The sequence below is a fragment of the Streptomyces sp. NPDC052109 genome (genome assembly GCF_040680195.1).
Classification (GTDB): domain Bacteria; phylum Actinomycetota; class Actinomycetes; order Streptomycetales; family Streptomycetaceae; genus Streptomyces.
On the sequence record NZ_JBFAWF010000001.1, the window covers coordinates 958,142 to 981,203 of the forward strand.

A 23,062-nucleotide genomic window follows, 5' to 3' on the forward strand; every position below is an offset into this window, starting at 1 on the left:
CCACACCCCCTGAGGCGGCATGGCGCCCACCCCTTGTCGGGGGCGGGCGCAGTCGGTGCCGGGTCAGCCGGCTGCCCGCAGCGGGTGGACGCTGCCGGTGAGTGTGCCGTCCTGCTGCTCGTAGTGGGAGAGGGCGAGGCCGAGCCCGAAGAACGTGGGCGCCCATTCGCCGACGAAAATGCCCCACCGGTCGGCGCGGTCGAGGCCGACGCCGGGTTCGACCTTCAGGCTGCCCATCCAGGCCGCAACGCTGAATCCGATGGAGGCAAGGCCGGCGATGTAGGCGTGTTCGCTGCGGATGCCCATGTCGTGAAGCTTCTTGATCACCATGGGGCGGTCTCCGTTCTGTGGGGGTCCTGTCGGAGTAACCACAACTGCTACGACCCATTCACACCTTTTAGGTGCATCCGCGGTGTGACGTCCGTAGGCTGATGTCGCCCGGGGCTACCACGGAGGTCCCCTCGTGCCCGGCCGGCCGGGTCGTCGAGCTGTCAGTCCAGATATCGCTTACCGGGGAAGACGACGCAGCCGGAGCCGGCCCCGGAAGCCGGGGCCGAAAAGCCGACGGCCGGCTCTCCCGCGCTGGGAGAGCCGGCCGACGGCCCACAGACGGCCCAGGGGAGCGGAAACCCGCTCTGACCTGGGGCGATATCACACGTCGAAGTACAGCTCGAACTCGTGCGGGTGCGGACGCAGCTGCAGCGGCGCGATCTCGTTGGTGCGCTTGAGGTCGATCCACGTCTCGATCAGGTCGGACGTGAACACGTCGCCCTGGAGGAGGAACTCGTGGTCGGCCTCGAGCGCGTCGAGGACGGCGTTCAGGGAGGTCGGGACCTGGGCGACGTTCGCGTGCTCCTCGGGAGCCAGCTCGTACAGGTCCTTGTCGATCGGCTCGGCCGGCTCGATCTTGTTCTTGATGCCGTCCAGACCCGCGAGGAGCAGGGCGGAGAAGGCCAGGTACGGGTTGCCGGAGGAGTCGGGCGCGCGGAACTCGACGCGCTTGGCCTTCGGGTTGGAGCCGGTGATCGGGATACGCATGGCCGCGGAGCGGTTGCGCTGGGAGTACACCAGGTTGATCGGCGCCTCGAAGCCCGGCACCAGACGGTGGTACGAGTTCACCGTCGGGTTGGTGAAGGCCAGCAGCGACGGGGCGTGCTTGAGGATGCCGCCGATGTAGTAGCGGGCGGTGTCCGACAGGCCCGCGTAGCCGGCCTCGTCGTAGAACAGCGGGTCGCCGTTGCTCCACAGCGACTGGTGCACGTGCATGCCGGAGCCGTTGTCACCGAAGATGGGCTTCGGCATGAAGGTCGCGGTCTTGCCGTTGCGCCAGGCCACGTTCTTCACGATGTACTTGAAGAGCTGCAGGTCGTCGGCGGCGGCGAGCAGGGTGTTGAACTTGTAGTTGATCTCCGCCTGGCCCGCGGTGCCCACCTCGTGGTGCTGGCGCTCGACCTTCAGGCCGGACTTCTCCAGCTCCAGGGAGATCTCGGCGCGCAGGTCGGCGAAGTGGTCGACCGGCGCGACCGGGAAGTAGCCGCCCTTGTAGCGGACCTTGTAGCCGCGGTTGTTCTCCACCGCACCGGTGTTCCAGGCGCCGGCCTCGGAGTCGATGTGGTAGAAGGACTCGTTCGCGCTGGTCGCGAAGCGCACGGAGTCGAAGACGTAGAACTCGGCCTCGGGGCCGAAGTACGCGGTGTCCGCGATACCGGTCGAGGCGAGGTAGGCCTCGGCCTTCTTCGCCACGTTGCGCGGGTCACGGGAGTACTGCTCGCCCGTGATCGGGTCGTGGATGAAGAAGTTGATGTTGAGGGTCTTGTCCCGGCGGAACGCGTCCACCCGGGCGGTGGACAGGTCGGCGCGCAGCGCCATGTCGGACTCGTGGATGGCCTGGAAACCACGGATCGACGATCCGTCGAAGGCCAGCTCCTCGTCCGGGTCGAACGCCTCAACGGGCACCGTGAAGTGCTGCATGACGCCCGGCAGGTCGCAGAAGCGGACGTCGATGAACTTGACGTCCTCGTCCGCGATGAACTTCTTGGCCTCGTCGGCGTTCTGGAACATCCAGCTCCTCCTACTCCCGACCGTCCTCGCCGGGGTGGTAGATCGTTCGTGCGGCCAGTGCGGTGGCACACGCTGGTCTGAACCCTAGGGACGGGTGATTTCTCGGGCGTGACCCATTTGTTTCGCAGAAGTTAACCGGCCACGTGTCCACCGTAGCCCTGACACACCCCTCGGCACAGTGCCCGAAACCGGGCGCAGTACCGTGGACGCGTGGACAACAGGCAGGCAATCGGATCGTGGCTCTCCGGGCCCCGCGCGGCCATGGAAGAGGCCGGTGCGGACTTCGGCTACCGGGGTGAGCAGCTCGGCCTCCCGCAGTACGGGCCGAACTCCCTCGCACGGCCCGGCCGGCGGCTCGGCGCGCTGGCCGTGGACTGGGGGCTGTGCGTCTTGATCGCATACGGCCTGATCACCCGTGGCTACAGCCCGGCCACGAGCAACTGGGCGCTCGGTGTCTTCTTCGTCATGAGCGCCCTGACCGTCGGCACGATCGGCTTCACGCCCGGCAAGCGCCTCTTCGGCATCCGGGTCGTGGCCCTGGAGAGCGGCACGGTCAACCCGCTGCGCTCGCTGGTCCGCACGATCCTGCTGTGCCTGGCGATCCCCGCGCTGATCTGGGACCGGGACGGGCGCGGCCTGCACGACCGGCTGGCGAAGACCGTCGAGGTGCGGGTCTGACCCCTGGCGAGCCGCGGCTTGCCCGGGGCGCGGGGCCGTGTCGGTACGCGGCTCCGCCGCGCGGGCGCGACCAGCCACGACGGACCTGCACCCGGCAGTGGTCCAGATGCACCCATCCGGTTGCCCGGTCGCACCGCCGACGGCATCGTCGCGGTATGACCGATGCTCAGGATGTGATGGCGGCCGAGGTGACGCCCGAGGAGTTCCGGGACGCCATGGCACGCTTTCCGTCGGGCGTGGTGGTGGTGACCGCCCGCTGCGAGGACGGTACCCCACGCGGCTTCACCGCCAGCTCCTTCTGTTCCGTGTCCCTCGAACCACCGCTCGTTCTGGTGTGTCTCGCGGACGGGGCCGACTCGGCGGCGGTCTTCGCGCGCTGCGACCACTTCGCGGTGAGCGTCCTGGCCCCGCAGCACCAGCCCCTGGCCCTGCTGTTCGCCACCAAGGGCGCGGACAAGTTCTCCGACGCCCTGCTGCAGCCGAGCCCCACCGGACTGCCGGCGGTGCTGCAGGCGCCCGTGCAGCTGGACTGTGCCGCATACGCGCGTTACCCGGCCGGGGATCACACGATCCTGATCGGCCGGGTAACGGGAGTGCGGCTGGGCGAGGGGACCCCGATGGTCTACTGCGACCGGAAGTTCCGGGCCCTTTCCTGACGCGGGCCGGGAGACCGGCCCGGGCCCACGAGGCTCAACGGCCCTTCGGCATCCGCATGCCCTTGGGCATGGGGCCCTTCGGCAGCGGCATGTTGCTCATGAGGTCGCCCATGGCGCGCAGCCGGTCGTTGGTGGCCGTCACCTGGGGGCCGGTCAGCACGCGCGGGAACTTCAGCATGGTCGTGCGCAGCTTCTTCAGCTCGACCTGGCCCTCGCCGTTGCCGACGATCACGTCGTGCACGGGGACGTCCGCGACGATGCGGTTCATCTTCTTCTTCTCGGCGGCCAGCAGGCTCTTCACCCGGTTCGGGTTGCCCTCGGCGACCAGCACGATGCCGGCCTTGCCGACCGCCCGGTGCACCACGTCCTGGCTGCGGTTCATCGCCACCGCGGGAGTCGTCGTCCAGCCCCGGCCGATGTTGTCCAGTACGGCGGCCGCGGCGCCCGGCTGGCCCTCCATCTGGCCGAAGGCGGCGCGCTCGGCCCGGCGGCCGAACACGATCGCCGTCGCCAGCAGGCCGATCAGCAGGCCGAAGATGCCCAGGTAGACCGGGTGGCCGATCAGAAAGCCGATCGCGAGGAAGACAGCGAGAACGCCGATGCCCACGCCCCCGAGTACAAGACCGATCTTCTTGTCGGCCTTACGGGTCATCTTGTACGTGAGAGCGATCTGCTTCAGTCGCCCTGCGTTCGCGGCGTCCGCCGCGGTTTCCTTCCTCGCCATGTCACGAAGTCTACGTGGCCCCGGGAGCGCGGACGACGGCAGTGCCCGGGAGGAGGGCGCCGGGAAGGCGCGGGGAGGAGTCAGGAGCGGCCGGCGGCCTGCTCCAGGAAGCGCTGCGCCTCGACCCGGTCCTTGGCGCGACGGCGGTCCTCCAGCACGGAGGTCCACGCGTTGCGCCGGGCGGTGCGCTGGCCGCCGCTCATGAGCAGGGACTCGACGGCGCGCAGGGCGTCGGTGAAGGACGGGATGGCGGTGGCGCGTACGGGCGCGGCCTGCATGATCGAGGTCCCCCCTCGGAGCGGGTGGTGTACGAGGCGTGATACCAGAGTCACTGATTGGTGTTACCAGGGCATGTCCGAGCGGTCAAACACCAATGAAGCCTTGATACAGGGCGCTGAAACGCTGACGCGGCCCTGACGCCCGCCCTCATCAGCGAGGACGGTCAGGACCGCGTCGACTCGGCCATTACTGGCCGGTAGGTACTTGTGCGTGAATTCACACGCTGGGCTCACACCGCCTGGGCGGCGATGTACGTGCCCCGCTTCTCGACGGCCATCTGGTACAGGCGCCCGGCCCGGTACGAGGAGCGCACCAGCGGACCCGACATCACACCGGAGAAGCCGATCTGCTCGGCCTCCTCCTTCAGCTCCACGAACTCCTGCGGCTTCACCCAGCGCTCGACGGGGTGGTGCCGGACGGAGGGGCGCAGGTACTGGGTGATGGTGACCAGCTCGCAGCCGGCGTCGTGCAACTGCCTGAGCGCCTCGCTGACCTCCTCGCGGGTCTCGCCCATGCCGAGGATCAGGTTGGACTTGGTCACCAGGCCGTGGTCGCGGGCCTCCGTGATGACCTTCAGGGAGCGCTCGTAGCGGAAGCCGGGGCGGATCCGCTTGAAGATCCGGGGCACGGTCTCGACGTTGTGCGCGAAGACCTCGGGCCGCGCCGAGAAGACCTCCGCCAGCTGCTCCGGGACCGCGTTGAAGTCGGGAGCCAGCAGCTCGACCTTCGTACGGCCGCCCTCGCGGTCCGCGGTCTGCCGGTGGATCTGGCGCACGGTCTCGGCGTACAGCCAGGCGCCGCCGTCCTCCAGGTCGTCGCGGGCGACACCGGTGATGGTGGCGTAGTTCAGGTCCATCGTGACCACGGACTCACCCACGCGGCGCGGCTCGTCGCGGTCGAGCGCCTCGGGCTTGCCCGTGTCGATCTGGCAGAAGTCGCAGCGCCGGGTGCACTGGTCGCCGCCGATGAGGAAGGTCGCCTCGCGGTCCTCCCAGCACTCGTAGATGTTCGGGCAGCCGGCTTCCTGGCAGACCGTGTGCAGGCCCTCGCTCTTCACGAGGTTCTGCATCTTCGTGTACTCGGGGCCCATTTTCGCCCGGGTCTTGATCCACTCGGGCTTGCGCTCGATGGGGGTCTGGCTGTTGCGGACCTCCAGGCGCAGCATCTTGCGTCCGTCGGGTGCGACTGCGGACACGACCGGCTCCCTAAGCTTTGATTCCTCGGCGCACACCAGGGTACGCCCGTGTTCATTGCGCCCTGCCGAGGAGATCAACCTCGTGGTCGCAGGGCGCATTCCCGGACGGCCGGCGTCTCAGGCGGACGCCTTCTCGATCGACCGCGGCTTGAGCTCCGCGTTCTCCAGGATGTCCTGCAGGTGCGTCTCGACCACCGGCAGGACCTCCTCGATCGTGACGTCCCGCCCCAGCTCGGCCGCGAGGGAGGCGACTCCCGCGTCCCGGATCCCGCACGGGATGATCCGGTCGAACCACTTCATGTCGGGGTTCACGTTGAACGAGAAGCCGTGCATGGTGACGCCCTTGGCCACCCGGATGCCGATCTGGGCGATCTTGCGGTCCTCGCGGCGCTGGCCGGCGTTGGAGGGAGCGTATTCCGGGCCGTTGAGGCGGGGGTCGAACTCCTCGTCGTGCAGCCGCGGGTCGAAGTCCAGGGAGAGCCCGCCGAGCGACGGCCGCTTCTCGACCGGGTCGCCGAGCACCCACACGCCGCTGCGGCCCTCGACCCGGGTGGTCTCCAGGCCGAACTCGGCGCAGGTGCGGATGAGGGCCTCCTCCAGGCGCCGTACGTGCGCGACCACGTCCACCGGGCGCGGGAGCTTCTGGATCGGGTAGCCCACCAGCTGCCCCGGGCCGTGCCAGGTGATCTTTCCGCCGCGGTCCACGTCGATGACCGGGGTGCCGTCCAGCGGGCGCTCGCTGTCCTCGGTGCGCCGGCCGGCCGTGTACACCGGGGGGTGCTCCAGGAGGATCACGGTGTCCGGGACCTCGTCGGCGAACCGGGCCGCGTGCACCCGGCGCTGCTCGTCCCAGGCCTCCTGGTACGCGACGGCATCCGCACCGAACCCCATGCGGACGAACCGCAACTCACTCACGGCAAGCGCCTCCCTCAGCGACCGGTGTGTCAGGCACGTAACGCGCCCACGCCACTGTACGTCCGACCGGCGTACGTCAGCCCTGCGGGCGTTCCTCACACGATCGGATGAATGCCTGGCGGAATGTGCGATCGCCTGCTCACTCTCCGCTACATTCACGCCGTTCGTGAGGCCATAAGGGCTGCTCAAAGGCAAACCGGGCACTTCGTCAGGCCCGGAAGGCAGGAGACCGCACCGCAGATGACGGACCGACCCGCGCAGCGCACCCCCAACCGCCAGCTCGCCGCGCTCATCGCAGAAGCGGGGTTCTCCAACGCGGGTCTGGCCCGTCGCGTCGACCAGCTCGGCCTGGAGCACGGGCTGGACCTCAGATACGACAAGACCTCGGTCACCCGCTGGCTGCGCGGACAGCAGCCGCGCGGGACGACGCCCGCCCTGATCGCCGAGGTCTTCACGCGTCGGCTCGGGCGCCGGCTCACGGCCCAGGACCTCGGCCTGGACGCGTGCGCGCCGGTGTACGCCGGGCTGGAGTTCGCGGCCACGCCGGAGGAGGCCGTCGACATCGTCAGCGGGCTGTGGCGCAAGGACTCCGGCAGCCATGCCGAGCTGCGCAAGATCGCGTTCACCCCGGCGGGGCTCGTGGTGCCCAGCCGCGACTGGCTGATCGGCAAGCCCGACGACAAGGTGGCCCGCGAACCCGCACCCCGGGTGCCCCCGCAGAGCCGCCCGGCCAGGCCCCCGGGCCGGCCGGCCCTCGCGGTCCCGCCCCGGGTCCGCGGGCACGCCGATCGCGCGCCGGGCCACCGGGTCACCGGAGGTGACATCAACGCGCTGCGCTCGGTCGGGGAGCTGTTCCGCACCCTCGACGACCGCTACGGCGGCGGCCATGCCCGGCAGGCCCTCGTGCGCTACCTGGAGCACGAGTGCGAGCCGATGCTCCGCGGCTCCTACGACGAGCAGACCGGCCGCCGCCTGTTCGGCGCCGCCGCCGACCTGACCCGGCTCGCGGGCTGGACCTCGTACGACATCGCCGCGCACGGACTCGCCCAGCGCTACTTCGTGCAGTCCCTGCGGCTCGCCCAGGCGGCCGGTGACCGCGCGTACGGCTCGTACGTCCTGGTCACCATGAGCCGCCAGGCCGTCTATCTCGGCCACGGCCGGGAGGCGGTGCAGCTGGCCCGGGTCGCCCAGCAGGGGATGGGGACCGGTGGCCCGCCGGTCGTGCAGGCGCTGCTGCACGCCTCCGAGGCGAGGGCGCACGGCGTGCTCGGCGAGGTGCGGGCGTGCACGGCCGCGCTCGTGCGGGCCGAGCGCGCCCTGGAGGCGGCCCGGCCCGGGGACGAGGTGCCGTACTGGGCGAAGTTCTTCGACGAGGCACAGCTCGCCGACGAGTTCGGGCACTGCCACCGGGATCTGCAGCAGTTCCGGGCGGCCGCCCAGCACGCCGAACGCTCCCTCCAGCTCCGCGCGCCCTCCTTCGCCCGCAGCCGCCTCTTCTGCCGCGTCGTCCTCGCCACGGCCCACCTCGGCCTCGGCGAACTCGACCAGGCGTGCGCGCTCGCCGCGGAGGCCGCCGGCCAGGCGGCGGAGATGCGGAGCGCTCGCGCGATCGAGTACGTGAGGGACTTCGAGCGGCGGCTGGAGCCGTACAAGGACGCGGCACCGGTGCGGGGATATCGGGAGAAGGTGGCGGCGTTGGGGTAGCCCGTCGCCACTCGCCGCTGGGGGTGGCGGTCGCCCGCCTTGGTGCGCGCCGTCGTGGCCGGCGCGCAGTGCCCGGCGCCCCTGAAGGCGCGTTCACGCCGCCCTGGGCACAGTGGGCGCCGGATCCGCGCGATTCAGGGAACCGGCCGCGCCCAGGTCCGCCAGGATCGCCGTCGCGGCCCGGTGGGCGGAGTGCAGGGCGCCCTGGACCGTGCTGGTGTCGCGGTGGTCGCCGCAGACGTACAGGCCGGCCAGGAGGCGTACCGGGCGGCGCAGGTCGTGCGGTGGGCGCATCGCCGGGACCGCCTCCGGCGTGTGGTGGACGGCCAGCGTCTCCCAGCGGCGCGTCGAGGTGCGGTAGAGCCGGGAGAGGTGGATGCGGACCGCGGTGTCGACGCCCTCGGGCGGTGGGCCCAGCACTGTCGAGGAGATCAGCACCCGGCCGACCGGTGCCCGGCTCGGATCCACGGTGCTGAGCACCGCCGTGTGGGCCACGGGCCCGCCCCGGTCGGCGTCCAGCAGCAGCGAGGTGCCCGTCGAGAAGGCCGCCGCCGGGTCGTCGGTGGTGTGGTGGACCACGGTCACCGGGTGGAAGTCCGGGATCCGCAGTCCCGGCAGCAGCTCCGCCGCGGCGCGCGCGTCGGTCGCCAGCAGCACCGCCCGGCAGCGGATCTCACCGTGCTCGGCGGTGGCCACCGAGGTCGTGGACACCGAGGTCACCCGTACCCCGGTGTGCACGGTGCCGGACGGCAGTGCCCGTGCCAGCAGCTCCGGCAGCACGTCCGCGCCGCCCTCCGGCACACACAGCCGCCCACTCGCGAAGGCGCGCAGCGCGAGGTCGGCGCACCGGCTGGAGGTGGTGAGCCCGGGATCGCACAACAGCGTGGCGAGCAGCGGGCGAAGGAAGCCGTCGATCGTGCGTGGCGGCAGCCCGCGCTGGGCGAGGGCCTGGCCGGCCGGCATCTCGGGGCGGGCCAGGATGCGCTCGACCGGGGTGGCGGCGATGCGGCCCAGGGCGGCGCCGAGCCGGGCCTGGTCGACCGCACCGCCCACCGGGGCACCGGTACGGCCGGGGGTGGCCGCCGGCCCCCTGGGGGCGCTTGCGAGGGCGCGCACCGCATGGAGTGCGCCCCTTGTGCTCCCTCCGGCCGCCGGTGCGCCCGCGCGGTGGATGCGTCCGTCGCGGTGCAGCAGGACGCCCGGCGCGAAGGTGCGCAGCACCAGGGAGTCCAGGCCCGGGGTCGTGCGGAGTTCGGGGTAGGACGTGGACAGCAGCTGTCCGATGCGGTCGAGCCGGAAGCCGTCGACCTTCTCCGTCGACATGCGGCCGCCGGCACAGGGGGCGGCCTCGAGGACTGCGGTCGAAATTCCTGCGCTGGTCAGCCGATGAGCCGCCGAGAGTCCGGCGATTCCGGCTCCCACGATGACGACGTCCACCTGGTACGCGGGCTCAAGCACGAGGCCCCTCCTGTGGTTGCGCGGCCGGTGGAGACGTCATGCCCCCAACTGGCTCCAGCGATACCCGAGTTCGGGTCGAGGGTAGGGCCGTGATCGGTCACGAACAGTCGCGCATCAACAGGGCACGGTCGCATGGAGGTCGCATACGGTCACGTTCGTTCGCCTGTGTTGCAGTCGCGCTTCTCCGCCGCAACGGTGCCCAGCCACGACGGCGGTACCGGCGGTGCCACACCGACCGCGGTCCGTCGACGTCGGCTCAACCCGCGGCGCGAATCGCTTCGTCGATCTCCGGAAACGCGAACCGGAACCCCGACTCCAACAGCCGCTTCGGCACCACCCGTTGGCCGCCCAGCACATCACCGGCCAGCTCACCCAGCGCCGCCCGCAGCACCGGTGCCGGTACCGCGAACGGGGCCGGGCGGCGCAGCACGCGGGACATCGCCGCCGTGATCTCACGGTTCGTCAGTGGACGGGGAGCCGTCAGGTTGAACGGCCCGGACAGGGTGTCGTCGTCGATGAGATGCCGGATCGCGGCGACCTCGTCGTGCAGCGCGATGTACGACCAGTATTGCCGCCCGTCGCCCAGCCGCCCCCCGAGACCGGCCCGGAACAGCGGGAACAGCCGCCCCCAGGCCCCGCCGCCCCGGGCCACCACCAGCCCGGTGCGCGGGAACACCGTCCGCACCCCCGCCTCCTGCGCGGGCGCCGCCGCCTCCTCCCACTCCACGCACAGCGAGGGCAGGAAGCCGTCGCCAGGCGGAGTGTCCTCGTCCGCCACCCGGTCCCCGGTGTCGCCGTAGATGCCGATCGCGCTGCCGCTGACGAAGACCCGCGGCGGCTCGGGCAGCGCGGCCACCGCCTCCGCCAGCGCGGCCGTGCCCAGCACCCGGCTGTCCCGCAGCAGCCGCTTGTACGACGGCGTCCAGCGCTGGTCGCCGATCCCCGCCCCGGCCAGATTGACCACCGCGGCACAGCCGGTCAGCCCGGCCGCGTCGACGTACTGCCCCTCGGGGTCCCAGCAGACCTCGCCCGGGGCAGAGGCCCCCCGCCGCACCAGGCGTACGACCTCGTGCCCGTCCGCGGTCAGGGACCGCACCAGGGCGCTGCCGATGAGCCCCGACGCGCCGGCCACGGCGATTCGCATACGTTCCATGGCCCCAGCATGCCCGGGCGAAAACCCCGTGGGGCGCAACCGGCGGCCGTCGTAGGGTGATCGTCATGCCGGAGCAGTACATACGCGTCGCCGTGCCCACCGACGAAGAGGAACTGGCCGTCCTCGACCGGGCCACCTGGTCCACCCTGCACGCCGTGTCGCCCCCGCCGGAGGGGCCCTTCTTCGACGAGCGCCACCTCCCGGAGGACTACCTGGTCGCCGAAGCCGAGGGGCGGGTCGTCGGCTATGTGCGCCTCGCCCGCCCGACCCCGCTGGCCTCCAACGCGCACGTCCTGCAGATCCAGGGCCTCGCCGTCGCCGAGGAGGTGCGCGGGCGGGGACTGGGGCGCGCGCTGATCCGGGCCGCGGCCGAGGCGGCGCGCGGCCGCGGCGCACGGCGCCTCACCCTGCGCGTGCTCGGGCACAACGCCCCGGCCCGCGCGCTGTACGAGGCCGAGGGGTTCGCCGTCGAGGGGGTGCAGCCGGAGGAGTTCCTCCTCGACGGCGCCTACGTCGACGACGTGCTCATGGGCCGGCGCCTGTGACCGTCAGGAGCTGACCAGCTGGCCCGTGTCCACGGGCGCCGTCGCCGTGGCCGAGCGGTGGGCGTCGCCCGCCAACTCGTCCGCCGTCAGCACATATCCCGTCTCGCCGTCCGAGGTGGAGCGCGCGAAGACCATCCCGAACACCTTGCCGGTCGTGGTCAGCAGCGGGCCGCCGGAGTTGCCCGGACGGACCGTGGAGCGGATCGCGTAGATGTCCCGGGTGACCGCGCCGTTGTTGTAGATGTTCTGCCCGGTCGCCTCCACGCGGCTCGCCACCGTCGCCGCCTGCAGGTTCAGGCCGCCGTCCTGCGGATAGCCCGCGACCACCGCCGCGTCCCCGCGCGCCGCGCTCGTGTCGAAGTGCAGCACCGGGGCGTGCAGTCCGGGCACATACAGCACCGCCACGTCCCGGTCCGCGTCGAAGAGCACCACCCGGGCCTCGTACGACCGCCCGACGCCGCCCACCCGCACGCTCGGGTGGTCGATGCCCGCCACCACGTGGGCGTTGGTCATCACGCGCTGGGCGGCGTAGACGAAACCGCTGCCCTCGCGGCCCTCGTTGCCCGAGACGCCCTCGATCTTGACCGTGCTCAGCTTCGCGGCGCTGGTCGCGGCCGGTGTCACGCTGTCGCCGGAGGGGCGGGCCACCCGGGCCGTGGACTCGTTCTCGAACGGGTTGAAGACCTGGGGGAAGCCCGCCTCGGTCAGCGCCGACGTGGCCCGCGAGAACCACGCGGGCGTCGTGTCCGGCATCGCCCGCTGCACGGCGCCCAGCAGCGTCGAGTTCCGTATCTGCGAGGCCAGCGTCTGTGACGGGGCCGCGCCGAGCACGCTCGCCGCCACCCAGGCCACGATCAGCACCGCGACCGCGTTCGCCGCCGCGCCCCCCGCCCCGTCCAGCACCCGCAGCGGGCCCCGGTCCAGCTCCCCACGCAGCCGGAGCGCCAGCCGGCCCGCCAGCTCATGCCCCACCAGCGCCGGCACCAGCACCGTCACCACCGCGAGCACCGTCGCCTGCACCGTACCCCGCTCCACCAGGCCGGTGATCCAGGGCAGCACCCACACGCCGACGACGGCGCCGCCCACGAAACCGGCCAGCGAGACACAGCCCGCCACCAGCCCGCGCCGGTACCCGGACGCCGCGTAGACGATGACCACCAGTGCAAGCACCAGGTCGAGCAGGTCCACGGAGCCGCCTTTCTCTAGGACCCCTCAGTACGGACGGGACGGGCCCGGTGATCAGTCACCCTCTCGGGGGCCGATCACCCGAACGCGAACCGGCCACGTATGTGTGTACCCCCAGAAACGTCCCGGACCGGGACGATGGTTCCGCCAGGTGGCACAGCGCACATCGCGGGCACGGGCCGGCGGTCCGAGAGTGGCACCATGCACGACCTCCGAAGAACACTGGAGACGCCCCCGGCCGCGCAGACGCCGGGGAGCCAGGAGACGCCCGGGACCACCGAGACGCGGGGGACCCCGGAGACAACGCAGACACCGGGGGGTCCGGCTACCCCCGGGACTTCCCGGCCGGCGGGGAGCCCGGAGATATCCGGGACACCGCAGACGCCAGGCAGCGCGGAGCCCCCCGGCGCCACGGGGATGTCCGAGCCGGCGAAGGCAGCGAAGCCGGCGGAGACACCGGACCCGCCGGATCTGCCGGACCCGCCGGACCCGCCGGACCTGCCGGGTGCCCCGCGGCCGCCCGAGAGACCGGGGCCGCCGGGCAAGCGGCGCCGGGGCGTCCGGCGAATACCCACCCCCTTGTCGGTGCTGCTCGGCTGTCTGCCCGGTCTGGCGGCCGTCCTCACCCTCGCCCTTTGCGCCGGCGGCGTCGAGCGCCCCGCTGAGGCCCGCTCCGACCGCCCCGCCCGCACCCCGGTGGCCCACCGCGCCGCCCGACCGCACATCGTGCCCCGCTCGGTCTGGCTGGGCACCGCCGGGCGCACCCAGCCGCCCCCGCGCTACGACGACAAGGTCGTCGCCGTCTTCCTCCACCACACCGACTCGCCGAGCGCGTACAACTGCGCCGACGCGCCGGAGATCATCCGGCGTCTGTACGCCGGCCAGACCGGCGCCCGGAACTGGGACGACATCGGCTACAACTTCATCGTCGACCGCTGCGGCACCATCTACGAAGGCCGCGCCGGAGGTGCCGACCGGCCCGTCACCGGCGCCCACACCCAGGGCTTCAACCACCGCACCGCCGGCATCGCCGCCCTCGGCACCTTCACCGCCGGCGTCCCCGTGCCCCGCGCCATGACCGACGCGATCGCCGCCCTGGCCGCCTGGAAACTGGGCCTCGCCGACATCGACCCGCGCGCGAGCGTCCGCCTGGTCTCCAGCAACAGCCTCAGCCGGTACAAGGCCGGCACCCCCGTCACCCTGCCCGTCCTGGCCGGCCACAACGCCGGGTTCATGACGAGCTGTCCCGGCGCCGCGCTCACCGCCCGCCTCCCCGAGATAAGGGAGCAGGCCGCCCGCCTCCAGGGCCGGATCACCCCGACCACCCTCACACCGCACACAGGGACCCCTTAGATGCCACGCAGCCCGCTCCGAGAACCGCGCCCTACGGTCATGAACGAAACAAGCCGGCTGGAGGTGGGAATCATGGACAGCAGCCGCACGCGTGCCGGGTCCACGGACCGGGCGACCGAGCGGGAGCACGGGACGCGGACCGCGCGGGGGCCCTGGGCGGTGCTCTGCGCGGCCGTGACCGTCGTCCTCGGCCCGGCCGCGGCCACCGCGTCCGCCCTCGACCAGGCCAACGCCGCCCCGCTCCGCCACGCGGCACGGGCCGACCGGCCCCAGGTCGACCAGCCCCGGGCCGACCTGCCGGGCGACAGCACCCGCGGGCGCACGGCAGCCGGCTGAGCCGTGTGGGGCTACTCCCGGAAGCGGTCCCACAGCCGGGGAAACCGTTCGGCGAGCGCCCGCTCGTTCTCGAAGTCCACGGGGGTGCCCTCCGGCTCGGCGGGCGCCGGGGCGATGCCCAGATCGGGCGCGACGGTGCCGGTCAGCTGTTCATAGGCCTCGTCCGCGGCATAGCCCAGCTCCTCGCCGTCGCCGTCGATCTCCTCGTCGAACTCGCCCAGCAGCTCCGCCAGCGAGTCCGGATCGTGCACGGCGCCCTCGTAGACCTCCCGGCCCTGGCCGATCAGCCAGCACCGGAAGAAGTCGAACGCGTCGTCGCTGGCACCGTCCAGCAGCACCCAGGCGGCGCCCCACAGGTCCCAGCGGTACGCGCGGTTGTAGCGGGCCTCGAAGTGACGGGCGAAGTCCAGGACCAGGTCGGGGTCCAACTGGAGCAGCCGGTCCACGAGCACGTCGGCCTGTTCCTCGGGGTCACCCCCGGCGGTCTCGCGGGTGGCGTCGATCAGCTCCCAGAACTCCGTCTCGTCCATCACGGCACCAGCATCGGGCCTCCACCGGTGGGACGCACGCGGAGTACGCCGGAGTACGGGCGGATCGTTATCCGGCGTCGGTACGGCCTTGCGGGCGCGGACCGCCGTACAGCGCGGCCAGCCGGGCCGCGTCCCGCGCGAACCGCTCCCGCAGGCTCTGCGGGGCCAGCACCTCCGCCTCCGCCCCGAGCGCCGTCAGCTGCGCGTGCGCGACCTCCTCGGACTCCACCGGCAGCGTCACCGTCACCCAGCCCGCCGCGTCCGGCTCGCCCACCGCGCCGACCGCCTCGCGAGCCGACAGCGGATCGACGGCGTACCGAAGCCCGCGCACGCCCTCCGGGGACAGCCGTACGACGACCTCGGCGCGCAGGATCGAGCGCGCGAACCGCTCGGCCTGCTCGGCCCAGTAGCCGGGGAGATCGAAGTCCGGATCACGGGCGAACCGTTCCTCCAGCGGCTCCACGGCGCTGAACCGGTCGATCCGGTAGGTCCGGTACGTCGACGAGGAGCCGCCGTCCGCCACCCGCGCGCAGAGATACCAGGCGCCCGCCTTCAGCACCAGCCCGTACGGCTCCAGCAACCGCTCGACCTCGTCCGCACTCCGCCGGTACCGGGCGGTCAGCCGGCGGTCGTCCCACACGGCCTCCGCGACCACCGGCAGCAGCGCGGGCGTCTCCGGCTCCCGGAACCAGGCCGGCGCGTCCAGGTGGAACCGCTGGGCGGCGCTGTCCGGGGCATCGCGGAGGGACGGCGACAGCGCCGCGGAAACCTTCAGCCGGGCGGCACAGTGGGCATCCTCCAGGCCCATCTCCCGCAGCGCCCCCGGCACCCCGCTCAGGAACAGCGCCTCCGCCTCGCTCCTGGCCAGCCCCGTCAGCCGCGTCCGGTACCCGCCGATCAGCCGGTACCCGCCGGCCCGCCCCCGGTCCGCGTACACCGGCACCCCCGCCTCCGACAGCGCCTGCGCGTCCCGGGTGACCGTCCGCTCCGACACCTCCAGCTCCCGCGCGAGTTCGGCGGCGGTCATCGACGGCCGGGACTGCAGCAGGAGCACCATCTTGATGAGACGGGCCGCACGCATGGCGTCAGCCTGCCACGAAGCCCGCCGCCCCGGCGCGGGTCTCCTACGCTTGAGGCCCATGGGGAGCGGGGGAAGGGGCGGGGCATGCGGGGGGAGATCCTCGACGGCCGGTACGAACTGGTCGAACGGCTGGGCCGGGGCGGCATGGGGCAGGTGTGGGCCGCGAGGGACGCGCGGATGCACCGTGACGTCGCGGTCAAGCTCGTCACCGCGCTGCCGCGGATGGGGGAGCACGAGACCTTCCTGCGGTTCCGCCGCGAGATCAGGTCGGCGGCGCGGCTGCCCGGCCGGTACACGGTCATCGCCCATGACTGCGGCGAGGCCGTCCTCGACGGCGAACGCGTGCTCTACATGGTGATGGAGCGCCTGACCGGGCGGACCCTGTACGACGCGGTCCTGCAGGAACGTCCGTCCTGGCAGCGGGCCGTGGCCTGGGCCCGGCAGGTCGCCGCCGCCCTCGACGCCGCGCACCGGCAGGGCATCGTGCACCGGGACATCAAGCCGGAGAACGTCATGTTCGACGCGGACGGCAACCTGAAGGTGCTGGACTTCGGCATCGCCAAGTTCCTCGGCGACACCGTCCTCGTCAACGGGCTCACCGGCACGGGCGTCGCCATCGGCAGCCTGCTCTACATGTCGCCGGAGCAGGCGCGCGGCGAACGCGCCGTGGACCACCGCACCGACCTGTACTCCTTCGGCTGCCTGCTCCACTTCATGCTCACCGGCCGGCCCCCGCTCGTGGCCGACAACGCGTACGCGCAGATGCGTCTGCTCTTCGAGGGCCGGATCGAGCCGGCGCGCGGGTTGAACCCCGCCATCCCGCCCGAGCTGGACACACTCGTCCTCGGTCTGCTGGCCCGCACCCCCGAGGAGCGTCCCGCCACGGCCCGCGACGTCCTCGACGCGCTGAGCGCCGTCGACGCCGGGACGGCAGCCGCGCCGGGGCGGGCCGACGCCGAGGCGGAGGCCGCAGCGCTGCGCGAAGCCGCCCTCGAAGACGCCCGGGAACTGCGCGAGGAGGCCCGGCGCGCGGCCGAGCAGTACCGCGAACGGGCGGAGGCGGCGGCCCAGCAGGTGCGCGCCGACGCGGAGGCCTACGGCGCGGAGTGCCGGACGCGGGCCGAGCGCGAGGGCGCGCGGATCGTCGGGAAGGCGAAGGCCGACGCCGCCGGGCTGCTGGCCGAGGCGCGGGAAGAGGCCCACCGGGCCCTCTCGAACGACGCGCTGGGCGGACTGCGGCGCACGGTGGCCGCGATCCTGGCGGAGAGCAAGTTCACCCCGGTCGGCGGGCTGGTCGAACAGCGCGCCACGATCCTGCGGGAGCTGACCGAACTGCAGACCGCGCTGGCCCGAGTGGATCGGCCCTCGCAGGAGCCTCGGTCCCTCGGTGAGGGGTGACGGAAACGCCGCCGCGGCGGACCGAGAAGGTCACCCTCCTCCGCCCGCCGCGACGGCCTGAGTCGGGCGCTTACAGCCCGTACTTCTCCCGGGCCTCCTTGACCGCGGTCGCCTTCACCTCGCCGCGCCTGGCGAGCTGGGCCAGCGCCGCGACGACGATCGACGGGGCGTCGACCCCGAAGTGGCGACGGGCGGCCTCACGGGTGTCCGACAGACCGAAGCCGTCGGCGCCCAGCGAGGACCAGTCCTGCTCGACCCACTGCGCGATCTGGTCCGGGACCTGGCGCATGTAGTCGGAGACGGCCAGCACCGGGCCCTCGGCGCCCTGCAGCGCCTGGCGGACGTACGGCACCCGCTCCTCGCCGCGCAGGAGCGCGGCGTCCGCCTCCATCGCGTCGCGGCGCAGCTCGGACCAGGAGGTCGCCGACCAGACGTCGGCCGCGACACCCCACTCCTCGGCCAGCAGCCTCTGCGCCTCGACGGCCCAGTGGATCGCCGTACCGGAGCCGAGCAGCTGGATGCGCGGGGCGTTGGCGGCCGGGGACAGCCCCGCCGACTCCGCCGTGTTGAAGCGGTACAGGCCCTTGACGATGCCCTCGTCGATGCCGAGGCCCTGCGGCTTGGCGGGCTGCGGAAGCGGCTCGTTGTAGACCGTCAGGTAGTAGAAGACGTTCTGGTCCTCGCCCGGCTTGGCCTCGCCGTACATCCGGCGCAGACCCTCACGCACGATCACCGCGATCTCGTAGGCGAAAGCGGGGTCGTACGTCAGCGCCGCCGGGTTGGTCGCGGCGATGACCGGGGAGTGGCCGTCGGCGTGCTGCAGGCCCTCACCCGTCAGGGTCGTACGGCCGGCCGTCGCGCCGACGAGGAAGCCGCGGCCGAGCTGGTCGCCGAGCTGCCACATCTGGTCGGCGGTGCGCTGCCAGCCGAACATCGAGTAGAAGATGTAGAACGGGATCATCGCCTCGCCGTGCGTGGCGTACGCGGTGGACGCGGCGATGAAGTCGGCCATCGAACCGGCCTCGGTGATCCCCTCGTTGAGGATCTGGCCGTTCTTGGCCTCCTTGTAGTACATCAGCTGGTCGCGGTCGACCGGCTCGTACGTCTGGCCCTTGGGGGAGTAGATCCCGAGCGACGGGAACAGCGACTCCATGCCGAAGGTGCGCGCCTCGTCGGGGACGATCGGCACCCAGCGCCGGCCCGTCTCCTTGTCGCGGACCAGGTCCTTGACCAGGCGGACGAAGGCCATGGTGGTGGCCACGTTCTGCGAGCCGGAGCCCTTGTCGAAGGAGGCGAACGCCTTCTCGGCCGGGGCCGGCAGCGGGGCCAGCGCGTGCGTGCGGCGGGCCGGGGCGGGGCCGCCGAGGGCCGCGCGGCGCTCTTGGAGGTAGCGGACCTCGGGGGAGTCGGCGCCCGGGTGGCCGTAGGGGACCACGCCGTCGACGAAGTCACTGTCCTTGATCGGCAGGCCGAGCAGGTCGCGCATCGTCTTGAACTCGTCCACCGTCAGCTTCTTCATCTGGTGGTTGGCGTTCTTCGACGCGAAGCCCTCGCCCAGGGTGTGGCCCTTGACCGTCTGGGCCAGGATCACGGTCGGCGCGCCCTTGTGCTCGACGGCGGCCTTGTACGCGGCGTAGACCTTGCGGGCCTCGTGACCACCGCGCGAGAGGTGGAAGCACTCGAGGATCTTGTCGTCGCTCAGCAGCTTCGCCATCTCGGCGAGCGCCGGGTCCTTGCCGAAGAAGTCCTCGCGGATGTAGGCGGCGCCACGGGTCTGGTACGTCTGGATCTGCGCGTCCGGTACCTCGCGCAGCCGGCGTACCAGCGCGCCGGTGGTGTCGAGCTGGAACAGCTCGTCCCAGGCCGTGCCCCACAGCGTCTTGACGACGTTCCAGCCGGCGCCGCGGAACTGGGCCTCCAGCTCCTGCACGATCTTGAAGTTGGCGCGGACCGGGCCGTCCAGGCGCTGCAGGTTGCAGTTGATGACGAAGGTGAGGTTGTCCAACTCCTCACGGGCGGCGAGGGCGAGGGCCGCGGTCGACTCCGGCTCGTCCATCTCGCCGTCGCCGAGGAAGGCCCAGACGTGGGACGCCGAGACGTCCTTGATGCCGCGGTTGGTGAGGTAGCGGTTGAAGCGCGCCTGGTAGATCGCGGAGAGCGGGCCGAGGCCCATCGACACCGTCGGGAACTCCCACAGCCAGGGCAGGCGGCGCGGGTGCGGGTACGACGGCAGACCGTTGCCGCCGGCCTCCTGGCGGAAGTTGTCCAGGTGCGCCTCGTTCAGGCGGCCGTCGAGGAAGGCGCGGGCGTAGATGCCGGGGGAGGCGTGGCCCTGGATGTACAGCTGGTCGCCGGACCCGTCGCCCTCCTTGCCCTTGAAGAAGTGGTTGAAGCCGGTCTCGTACAGCCAGGCCGCGGAGGCGAAGGTGGCGATGTGGCCGCCTACGCCGTGCTTCGAGCCACGGGTCACCATCGCGGCCGCGTTCCAGCGGTTCCACGCGGTGATGCGGGCCTCCATCTCCGGGTCACCGGGCAGACCCGGCTCGGCGGAGGTGGGGATGGTGTTGACGTAGTCCGTCTCGAGGAGCTTCGGCAGCGCGATGCCGCCCGCCTCGGCGCGCTCCAGCGTGCGGCGCATCAGGTACGCGGCGCGGTGCGGCCCGGCCTCCCTGGCGACGGCGTCGAGGGAGGCCTGCCATTCGGCGGTCTCCTCCGGGTCGCGGTCGGGGAGCTGGTCGAGCGCGCTCGGCTGGATGGCGTTGGGGTCGGTCATGTCGCCGCCTTCCTCAGTCGAAGGGGGTTCCCTCATCGGTAAGGGTTCGGGGGTGCCCTAGGTCTTTGGCAGGACAGGGCGAGGACTTCGGTGGAAGTCCGTCGGCGACTGTAACTCGTTGATCGATGATCGATCAAAGGGTTCAGGGGGAAAAAGTCTCGATTCCGAGAAAGTAGGCACCCGGTGCCTTCGTGGATGGCACCCGGTGACGCGAGGTCGCCTTGTTTTCGCAGGTGAGGCGGCGTTTGAGCGAGGGCGTGCTCGGCTGCATCAGGGCCGGGGAGCGCATCCCAGAACGTGCGCCTTCACCAGCTCCGCGATCCGCGGATCCCGCCGCTTGAAGGCCTGTACCAACTCCTCGTGCTCCTCCGCGTACGACTGCTGGACCGTGCCCAGCCAGCGGATGGACAGCGCCGTGAAGACCTCGATGCCCAGACCCTCCCAGGTGTGCAGCAGCACCGAGTTGCGCGCGGCACGCACGAGTTCGCGGTGGAAGCCGACCGTGTGACGGACCTGGGCGGTGCCGTCGGCCTCGCGGTCGGCCTCGTACAGGGCCAGGACGTGCGGCTCCAGGGCCGAGCAGTCCTCGGCGAGGCGGTCGGCGGCCAGCTCCGCCGCGATGGCTTCCAGCCCGGCCCGGACCGGGTAGCTCTCCTCCAGGTCGGCAGCGGTCAGATTCCGTACCCGGACGCCCTTGTTCGGCGCGGACTCGATCAGCCGCAGCGACTCCAGCTCGCGCAGCGCCTCGCGCACCGGGGTCTGGCTGACCTCCAGCTCGGTGGCGATCCGTCGCTCCACGATCCGCTCGCCCGGCTGCCAGCGCCCGCTGACGATTCCCTCCACGATGTGCTCGCGGATCTGGTCGCGCAGCGAGTGGACGACGGGCGCGGTCATTGAGGGCTCCTTAGGGAGGGCTGACGTTTAGACAATACGGGGGGTTCGCTCCGCGGGTAGGGCGTGTGGGGTGCTTTCCTGCAGGTGAGAGAAGGCTTACACGGCGTCCGTGGGGGCAAACACGCCCAACGGTCGGTTCCGTCCCTTGTGGGGCGTGCGCGGCTCGTCGGTGGTATCTCGCGCCCACGCGGCGGAGCCGCCCAGGGACACCGCCCCCAAACGTCGGTGCCCTTGCCCGCGACTTCCAGGCAAGGGCACCGAAGGTGTCGGAGTGACGGCGATTACAGGCCCAGCTCGACCTCGAACTCGCCCGCCTCCAGGATCGCCTTGACCGCCGTCAGGTAACGGGCCGCGTCGGCGCCGTCGACCAGGCGGTGGTCGTAGGAGAGGGTCAGGTAGGTCATGTCGCGGACGCCGATGACCGTGCCCTCCTCGGTCTCGATGACGGCCGGACGCTTGACCGTGGCACCGATGCCGAGGATCGCGACCTGACCCGGCGGCACGATGATCGTGTCGAACAGCGCGCCGCGCGAGCCGGTGTTGGAGATGGTGAAGGTCGCGCCGGACAGCTCGTCCGGGGTGATCTTGTTGGCGCGGACCTTGCCGGCCAGCTCCGCCGTGGCCTTGGCGATGCCCGCGATGTTGAGGTCGCCGGCGTGCTTGATGACCGGGGTCATCAGGCCCTTCTCGGAGTCCACCGCGATACCGATGTTCTCGGAGTCGAAGTAGGTGATCGTGCCCTCGGCCTCGTTGATCTTGGCGTTGATGACCGGGTGGGCCTTCAGCGCCTGGGCCGCCGCCTTCACGAAGAACGGCATCGGGGAGAGCTTGACGCCCTCGCGCGCGGCGAAGGAGTCCTTGGCCTGGGCGCGCAGGCGCATCAGGCGGGTGACGTCCACCTCGACGACCGACGACAGCTGTGCCTGCTCGTGCAGCGCCTTGACCATGTTGTCGCCGATGACCTTGCGGATCCGCGGCATCTTGACGGTCTGGCCACGCAGCGGGGAGACCTCCAGCGCCGGGGCCTTCTTCGCGGCGGCTGCGGCCGGGGCGGCGGCCGGGGCCGGAGCGGCGGCGGCCTTCGCGGCCTCGGCGGCGGCGATGACGTCCTGCTTGCGGATACGGCCGCCGACGCCGGTGCCCTTGACGGTGGCCAGGTCGACGCCGTTCTCGGCGGCGAGCTTGCGCACCAGCGGGGTGACGTACGCACCCTCGTCGGTCGCCTGGGTGGCGGTCGGGTGGGTGGGCGCGGTCGCCGGGGTGACCGGGGCCGGAGCCGGAGCCGGGGCGGGCGCCGGAGCCGCGGGCTGGGCCGGGGCCGGGGCGGCAGCGACGGGCGCGGCCGGAGCGGCGGGCGCCGGAGCCGGGGCAGCGGGCGCGGCCGGGGCCGCCGGAGCCGGGGCCGCCGGGGCAGCGGCGGCGGGGGCCGGAGCCGGGGCGGCCGGAGCCGGAGCGGCGGCCGGGGCGGCACCCGGGGCGCCGATGACGGCGAGCTTGGCGCCGACCTCGGCGGTCTCGTCCTCGCCGACCACGATCTCGAGCAGCACGCCGGAGGCGGGCGCCGGGATCTCGGTGTCGACCTTGTCCGTGGAGACCTCGAGCAGCGGCTCGTCGGCCTCGACGGAGTCACCGACCGACTTCAGCCAGCGGGTGACGGTGCCCTCGGTGACGGACTCACCGAGCGCGGGCAGGACCACGTCGGTGCCCTGGGCGCCACCGGCCGGGGCGGCCGGAGCGGCGGCGGGGGCCGGAGCCGCGGGGGCCTCGGCGACCGGGGCCGGGGCGGGCTCGGCGGCCGGAGCCGGAGCCTCGGCGGCGGGGGCCGGCGCGGCCGCGGGGGCGCCGCTGCCGTCGTCGATGACGGCCAGCTCGGCGCCGACCTCTACGGTCTCGTCCTCGGCGACCTTGATGGAGGCCAGCACGCCGGAGGCGGGCGAGGGGATCTCGGTGTCGACCTTGTCGGTCGACACCTCGAGCAGCGGCTCGTCGGCCTCGACTCGCTCGCCCTCGGCCTTCAGCCAGCGGGTGACAGTGCCCTCGGTGACGCTCTCACCGAGCGCCGGAAGGGTTACGGAAACCGCCATGGTTTCGGTTGCTCCTAACGAATTGCGGAAGTCTGTGTCGTCGCGCCCGTTGACCGAAGG

General features: G+C 72.2%; 21 protein-coding genes. 7 read left to right on the forward strand and 14 right to left on the reverse strand.

Annotated features, from left to right (window positions below; all coding sequences use genetic code 11):
• Positions 1 to 63: 63 nt before the first annotated feature.
• Positions 64 to 330, reverse strand: a complete 267-nt coding sequence (locus AB0L59_RS04370; protein ID WP_365579028.1) for a hypothetical protein — start codon at positions 328 to 330, stop codon at positions 64 to 66.
• A gap of 321 nt (positions 331 to 651) precedes the next feature.
• Complete coding sequence (gene glnA, locus AB0L59_RS04375) at positions 652 to 2,061, reverse strand: type I glutamate--ammonia ligase (RefSeq protein ID WP_365579030.1); 1,410 nt, start codon at positions 2,059 to 2,061, stop codon at positions 652 to 654.
• A gap of 210 nt (positions 2,062 to 2,271) precedes the next feature.
• On the opposite strand from glnA, the gene AB0L59_RS04380 reads away from it, so the two are divergent.
• Positions 2,272 to 2,739, forward strand: a complete 468-nt coding sequence (locus AB0L59_RS04380) for an RDD family protein (RefSeq protein WP_365579032.1) — start codon at positions 2,272 to 2,274, stop codon at positions 2,737 to 2,739.
• A gap of 155 nt (positions 2,740 to 2,894) precedes the next feature.
• On the forward strand, positions 2,895 to 3,395 hold the full coding sequence (locus AB0L59_RS04385; RefSeq protein WP_365579034.1) for a flavin reductase family protein: 501 nt from the start codon (positions 2,895 to 2,897) through the stop codon (positions 3,393 to 3,395).
• 34 nt (positions 3,396 to 3,429) lie between these two features.
• Here AB0L59_RS04385 and AB0L59_RS04390 read toward each other — a convergent pair whose 3' ends face one another.
• From AB0L59_RS04390 to lipB, 4 genes are all read right to left on the reverse strand, one after another.
• A complete protein-coding gene (locus tag AB0L59_RS04390) occupies positions 3,430 to 4,119 on the reverse strand; it encodes a DUF4191 domain-containing protein (RefSeq protein WP_365579036.1) in 690 nt (229 codons plus the stop codon).
• An 80-nt stretch (positions 4,120 to 4,199) separates the two neighbouring features.
• Positions 4,200 to 4,397, reverse strand: coding sequence for a hypothetical protein (locus tag AB0L59_RS04395; RefSeq protein ID WP_208901281.1), 198 nt, complete (start codon positions 4,395 to 4,397; stop codon positions 4,200 to 4,202).
• A gap of 230 nt (positions 4,398 to 4,627) precedes the next feature.
• Positions 4,628 to 5,593 carry a lipoyl synthase gene (lipA, locus tag AB0L59_RS04400; RefSeq protein ID WP_365579038.1) on the reverse strand — a complete coding sequence of 322 codons (966 nt, stop codon included), beginning with the start codon at positions 5,591 to 5,593 and terminating at the stop codon, positions 4,628 to 4,630.
• A 117-nt stretch (positions 5,594 to 5,710) separates the two neighbouring features.
• Positions 5,711 to 6,508 (reverse strand): lipoyl(octanoyl) transferase LipB, encoded by a 798-nt coding sequence (lipB, locus tag AB0L59_RS04405; RefSeq protein WP_365579040.1) that lies wholly within the window; start codon positions 6,506 to 6,508, stop codon positions 5,711 to 5,713.
• A gap of 240 nt (positions 6,509 to 6,748) precedes the next feature.
• On the opposite strand from lipB, the gene AB0L59_RS04410 reads away from it, so the two are divergent.
• Positions 6,749 to 8,212, forward strand: coding sequence for a regulator (locus AB0L59_RS04410; protein WP_365579042.1), 1,464 nt, complete (start codon positions 6,749 to 6,751; stop codon positions 8,210 to 8,212).
• Between the two features lie 93 nt (positions 8,213 to 8,305).
• Here AB0L59_RS04410 and AB0L59_RS04415 read toward each other — a convergent pair whose 3' ends face one another.
• A complete protein-coding gene (locus AB0L59_RS04415; RefSeq protein ID WP_365579044.1) occupies positions 8,306 to 9,670 on the reverse strand; it encodes an NAD(P)/FAD-dependent oxidoreductase in 1,365 nt (454 codons plus the stop codon).
• A 256-nt stretch (positions 9,671 to 9,926) separates the two neighbouring features.
• Positions 9,927 to 10,823 (reverse strand): TIGR01777 family oxidoreductase, encoded by an 897-nt coding sequence (locus AB0L59_RS04420; protein ID WP_365579046.1) that lies wholly within the window; start codon positions 10,821 to 10,823, stop codon positions 9,927 to 9,929.
• 65 nt (positions 10,824 to 10,888) lie between these two features.
• On the opposite strand from AB0L59_RS04420, the gene AB0L59_RS04425 reads away from it, so the two are divergent.
• Positions 10,889 to 11,368 carry a GNAT family N-acetyltransferase gene (locus tag AB0L59_RS04425; RefSeq protein ID WP_365579048.1) on the forward strand — a complete coding sequence of 160 codons (480 nt, stop codon included), beginning with the start codon at positions 10,889 to 10,891 and terminating at the stop codon, positions 11,366 to 11,368.
• A gap of 3 nt (positions 11,369 to 11,371) precedes the next feature.
• Here the strand turns inward: AB0L59_RS04425 and AB0L59_RS04430 are convergent, their stop codons facing one another.
• A complete protein-coding gene (locus AB0L59_RS04430) occupies positions 11,372 to 12,556 on the reverse strand; it encodes a MarP family serine protease (RefSeq protein ID WP_365579050.1) in 1,185 nt (394 codons plus the stop codon).
• A gap of 564 nt (positions 12,557 to 13,120) precedes the next feature.
• Between AB0L59_RS04430 and AB0L59_RS04435 the strand changes: the two genes are divergently transcribed.
• A complete protein-coding gene (locus AB0L59_RS04435; RefSeq protein ID WP_365579517.1) occupies positions 13,121 to 13,906 on the forward strand; it encodes a peptidoglycan recognition protein in 786 nt (261 codons plus the stop codon).
• Between the two features lie 72 nt (positions 13,907 to 13,978).
• Positions 13,979 to 14,242: a hypothetical protein gene (locus AB0L59_RS04440; protein ID WP_365579519.1), complete on the forward strand. Its 264-nt coding sequence runs from the start codon at positions 13,979 to 13,981 to the stop codon at positions 14,240 to 14,242.
• Positions 14,243 to 14,253: 11 nt separating this feature from the next.
• On the opposite strand, the gene AB0L59_RS04445 is transcribed toward AB0L59_RS04440, so the two are convergent.
• Complete coding sequence (locus AB0L59_RS04445) at positions 14,254 to 14,772, reverse strand: DUF4240 domain-containing protein (protein WP_365579521.1); 519 nt, start codon at positions 14,770 to 14,772, stop codon at positions 14,254 to 14,256.
• A 67-nt stretch (positions 14,773 to 14,839) separates the two neighbouring features.
• Positions 14,840 to 15,853, reverse strand: coding sequence for a YafY family protein (locus AB0L59_RS04450; RefSeq protein ID WP_365579052.1), 1,014 nt, complete (start codon positions 15,851 to 15,853; stop codon positions 14,840 to 14,842).
• Between the two features lie 84 nt (positions 15,854 to 15,937).
• Between AB0L59_RS04450 and AB0L59_RS04455 the strand changes: the two genes are divergently transcribed.
• Positions 15,938 to 17,251, forward strand: coding sequence for a protein kinase (locus AB0L59_RS04455; RefSeq protein WP_365579054.1), 1,314 nt, complete (start codon positions 15,938 to 15,940; stop codon positions 17,249 to 17,251).
• 70 nt (positions 17,252 to 17,321) lie between these two features.
• Here the strand turns inward: AB0L59_RS04455 and aceE are convergent, their stop codons facing one another.
• From aceE to sucB, 3 genes are all read right to left on the reverse strand, one after another.
• Entirely contained in the window at positions 17,322 to 20,024 is a 2,703-nt protein-coding gene (gene aceE / locus AB0L59_RS04460) for a pyruvate dehydrogenase (acetyl-transferring), homodimeric type (RefSeq protein WP_365579056.1), read from the reverse strand.
• Positions 20,025 to 20,294: 270 nt separating this feature from the next.
• Positions 20,295 to 20,918: a GntR family transcriptional regulator gene (locus AB0L59_RS04465; protein ID WP_365579058.1), complete on the reverse strand. Its 624-nt coding sequence runs from the start codon at positions 20,916 to 20,918 to the stop codon at positions 20,295 to 20,297.
• A gap of 281 nt (positions 20,919 to 21,199) precedes the next feature.
• Positions 21,200 to 23,002, reverse strand: a complete 1,803-nt coding sequence (gene sucB / locus AB0L59_RS04470; protein WP_365579060.1) for a 2-oxoglutarate dehydrogenase, E2 component, dihydrolipoamide succinyltransferase — start codon at positions 23,000 to 23,002, stop codon at positions 21,200 to 21,202.
• Positions 23,003 to 23,062 lie beyond the last annotated feature (60 nt).

Bases quoted from the DNA above. Each gene is read 5' to 3' on its own strand.
- aceE (WP_365579056.1), bottom strand. From the start codon at position 20,024: ATGACCGACCCCAACGCCATCCAGCCGAGCGCGCTCGACCAGCTCCCC.
- AB0L59_RS04385 (WP_365579034.1), top strand. From the start codon at position 2,895: ATGACCGATGCTCAGGATGTGATGGCGGCCGAGGTGACGCCCGAGGAG.
- AB0L59_RS04440 (WP_365579519.1), top strand. From the start codon at position 13,979: ATGGACAGCAGCCGCACGCGTGCCGGGTCCACGGACCGGGCGACCGAG.
- AB0L59_RS04445 (WP_365579521.1), bottom strand. From the start codon at position 14,772: ATGGACGAGACGGAGTTCTGGGAGCTGATCGACGCCACCCGCGAGACC.
- AB0L59_RS04370 (WP_365579028.1), bottom strand. From the start codon at position 330: ATGGTGATCAAGAAGCTTCACGACATGGGCATCCGCAGCGAACACGCC.
- AB0L59_RS04420 (WP_365579046.1), bottom strand. From the start codon at position 10,823: ATGGAACGTATGCGAATCGCCGTGGCCGGCGCGTCGGGGCTCATCGGC.
- AB0L59_RS04410 (WP_365579042.1), top strand. From the start codon at position 6,749: ATGACGGACCGACCCGCGCAGCGCACCCCCAACCGCCAGCTCGCCGCG.
- glnA (WP_365579030.1), bottom strand. From the start codon at position 2,061: ATGTTCCAGAACGCCGACGAGGCCAAGAAGTTCATCGCGGACGAGGAC.
- AB0L59_RS04425 (WP_365579048.1), top strand. From the start codon at position 10,889: ATGCCGGAGCAGTACATACGCGTCGCCGTGCCCACCGACGAAGAGGAA.
- AB0L59_RS04465 (WP_365579058.1), bottom strand. From the start codon at position 20,918: ATGACCGCGCCCGTCGTCCACTCGCTGCGCGACCAGATCCGCGAGCAC.
- AB0L59_RS04450 (WP_365579052.1), bottom strand. From the start codon at position 15,853: ATGCGTGCGGCCCGTCTCATCAAGATGGTGCTCCTGCTGCAGTCCCGG.
- AB0L59_RS04390 (WP_365579036.1), bottom strand. From the start codon at position 4,119: ATGGCGAGGAAGGAAACCGCGGCGGACGCCGCGAACGCAGGGCGACTG.
- sucB (WP_365579060.1), bottom strand. From the start codon at position 23,002: ATGGCGGTTTCCGTAACCCTTCCGGCGCTCGGTGAGAGCGTCACCGAG.
- AB0L59_RS04395 (WP_208901281.1), bottom strand. From the start codon at position 4,397: ATGCAGGCCGCGCCCGTACGCGCCACCGCCATCCCGTCCTTCACCGAC.
- AB0L59_RS04455 (WP_365579054.1), top strand. From the start codon at position 15,938: ATGCGGGGGGAGATCCTCGACGGCCGGTACGAACTGGTCGAACGGCTG.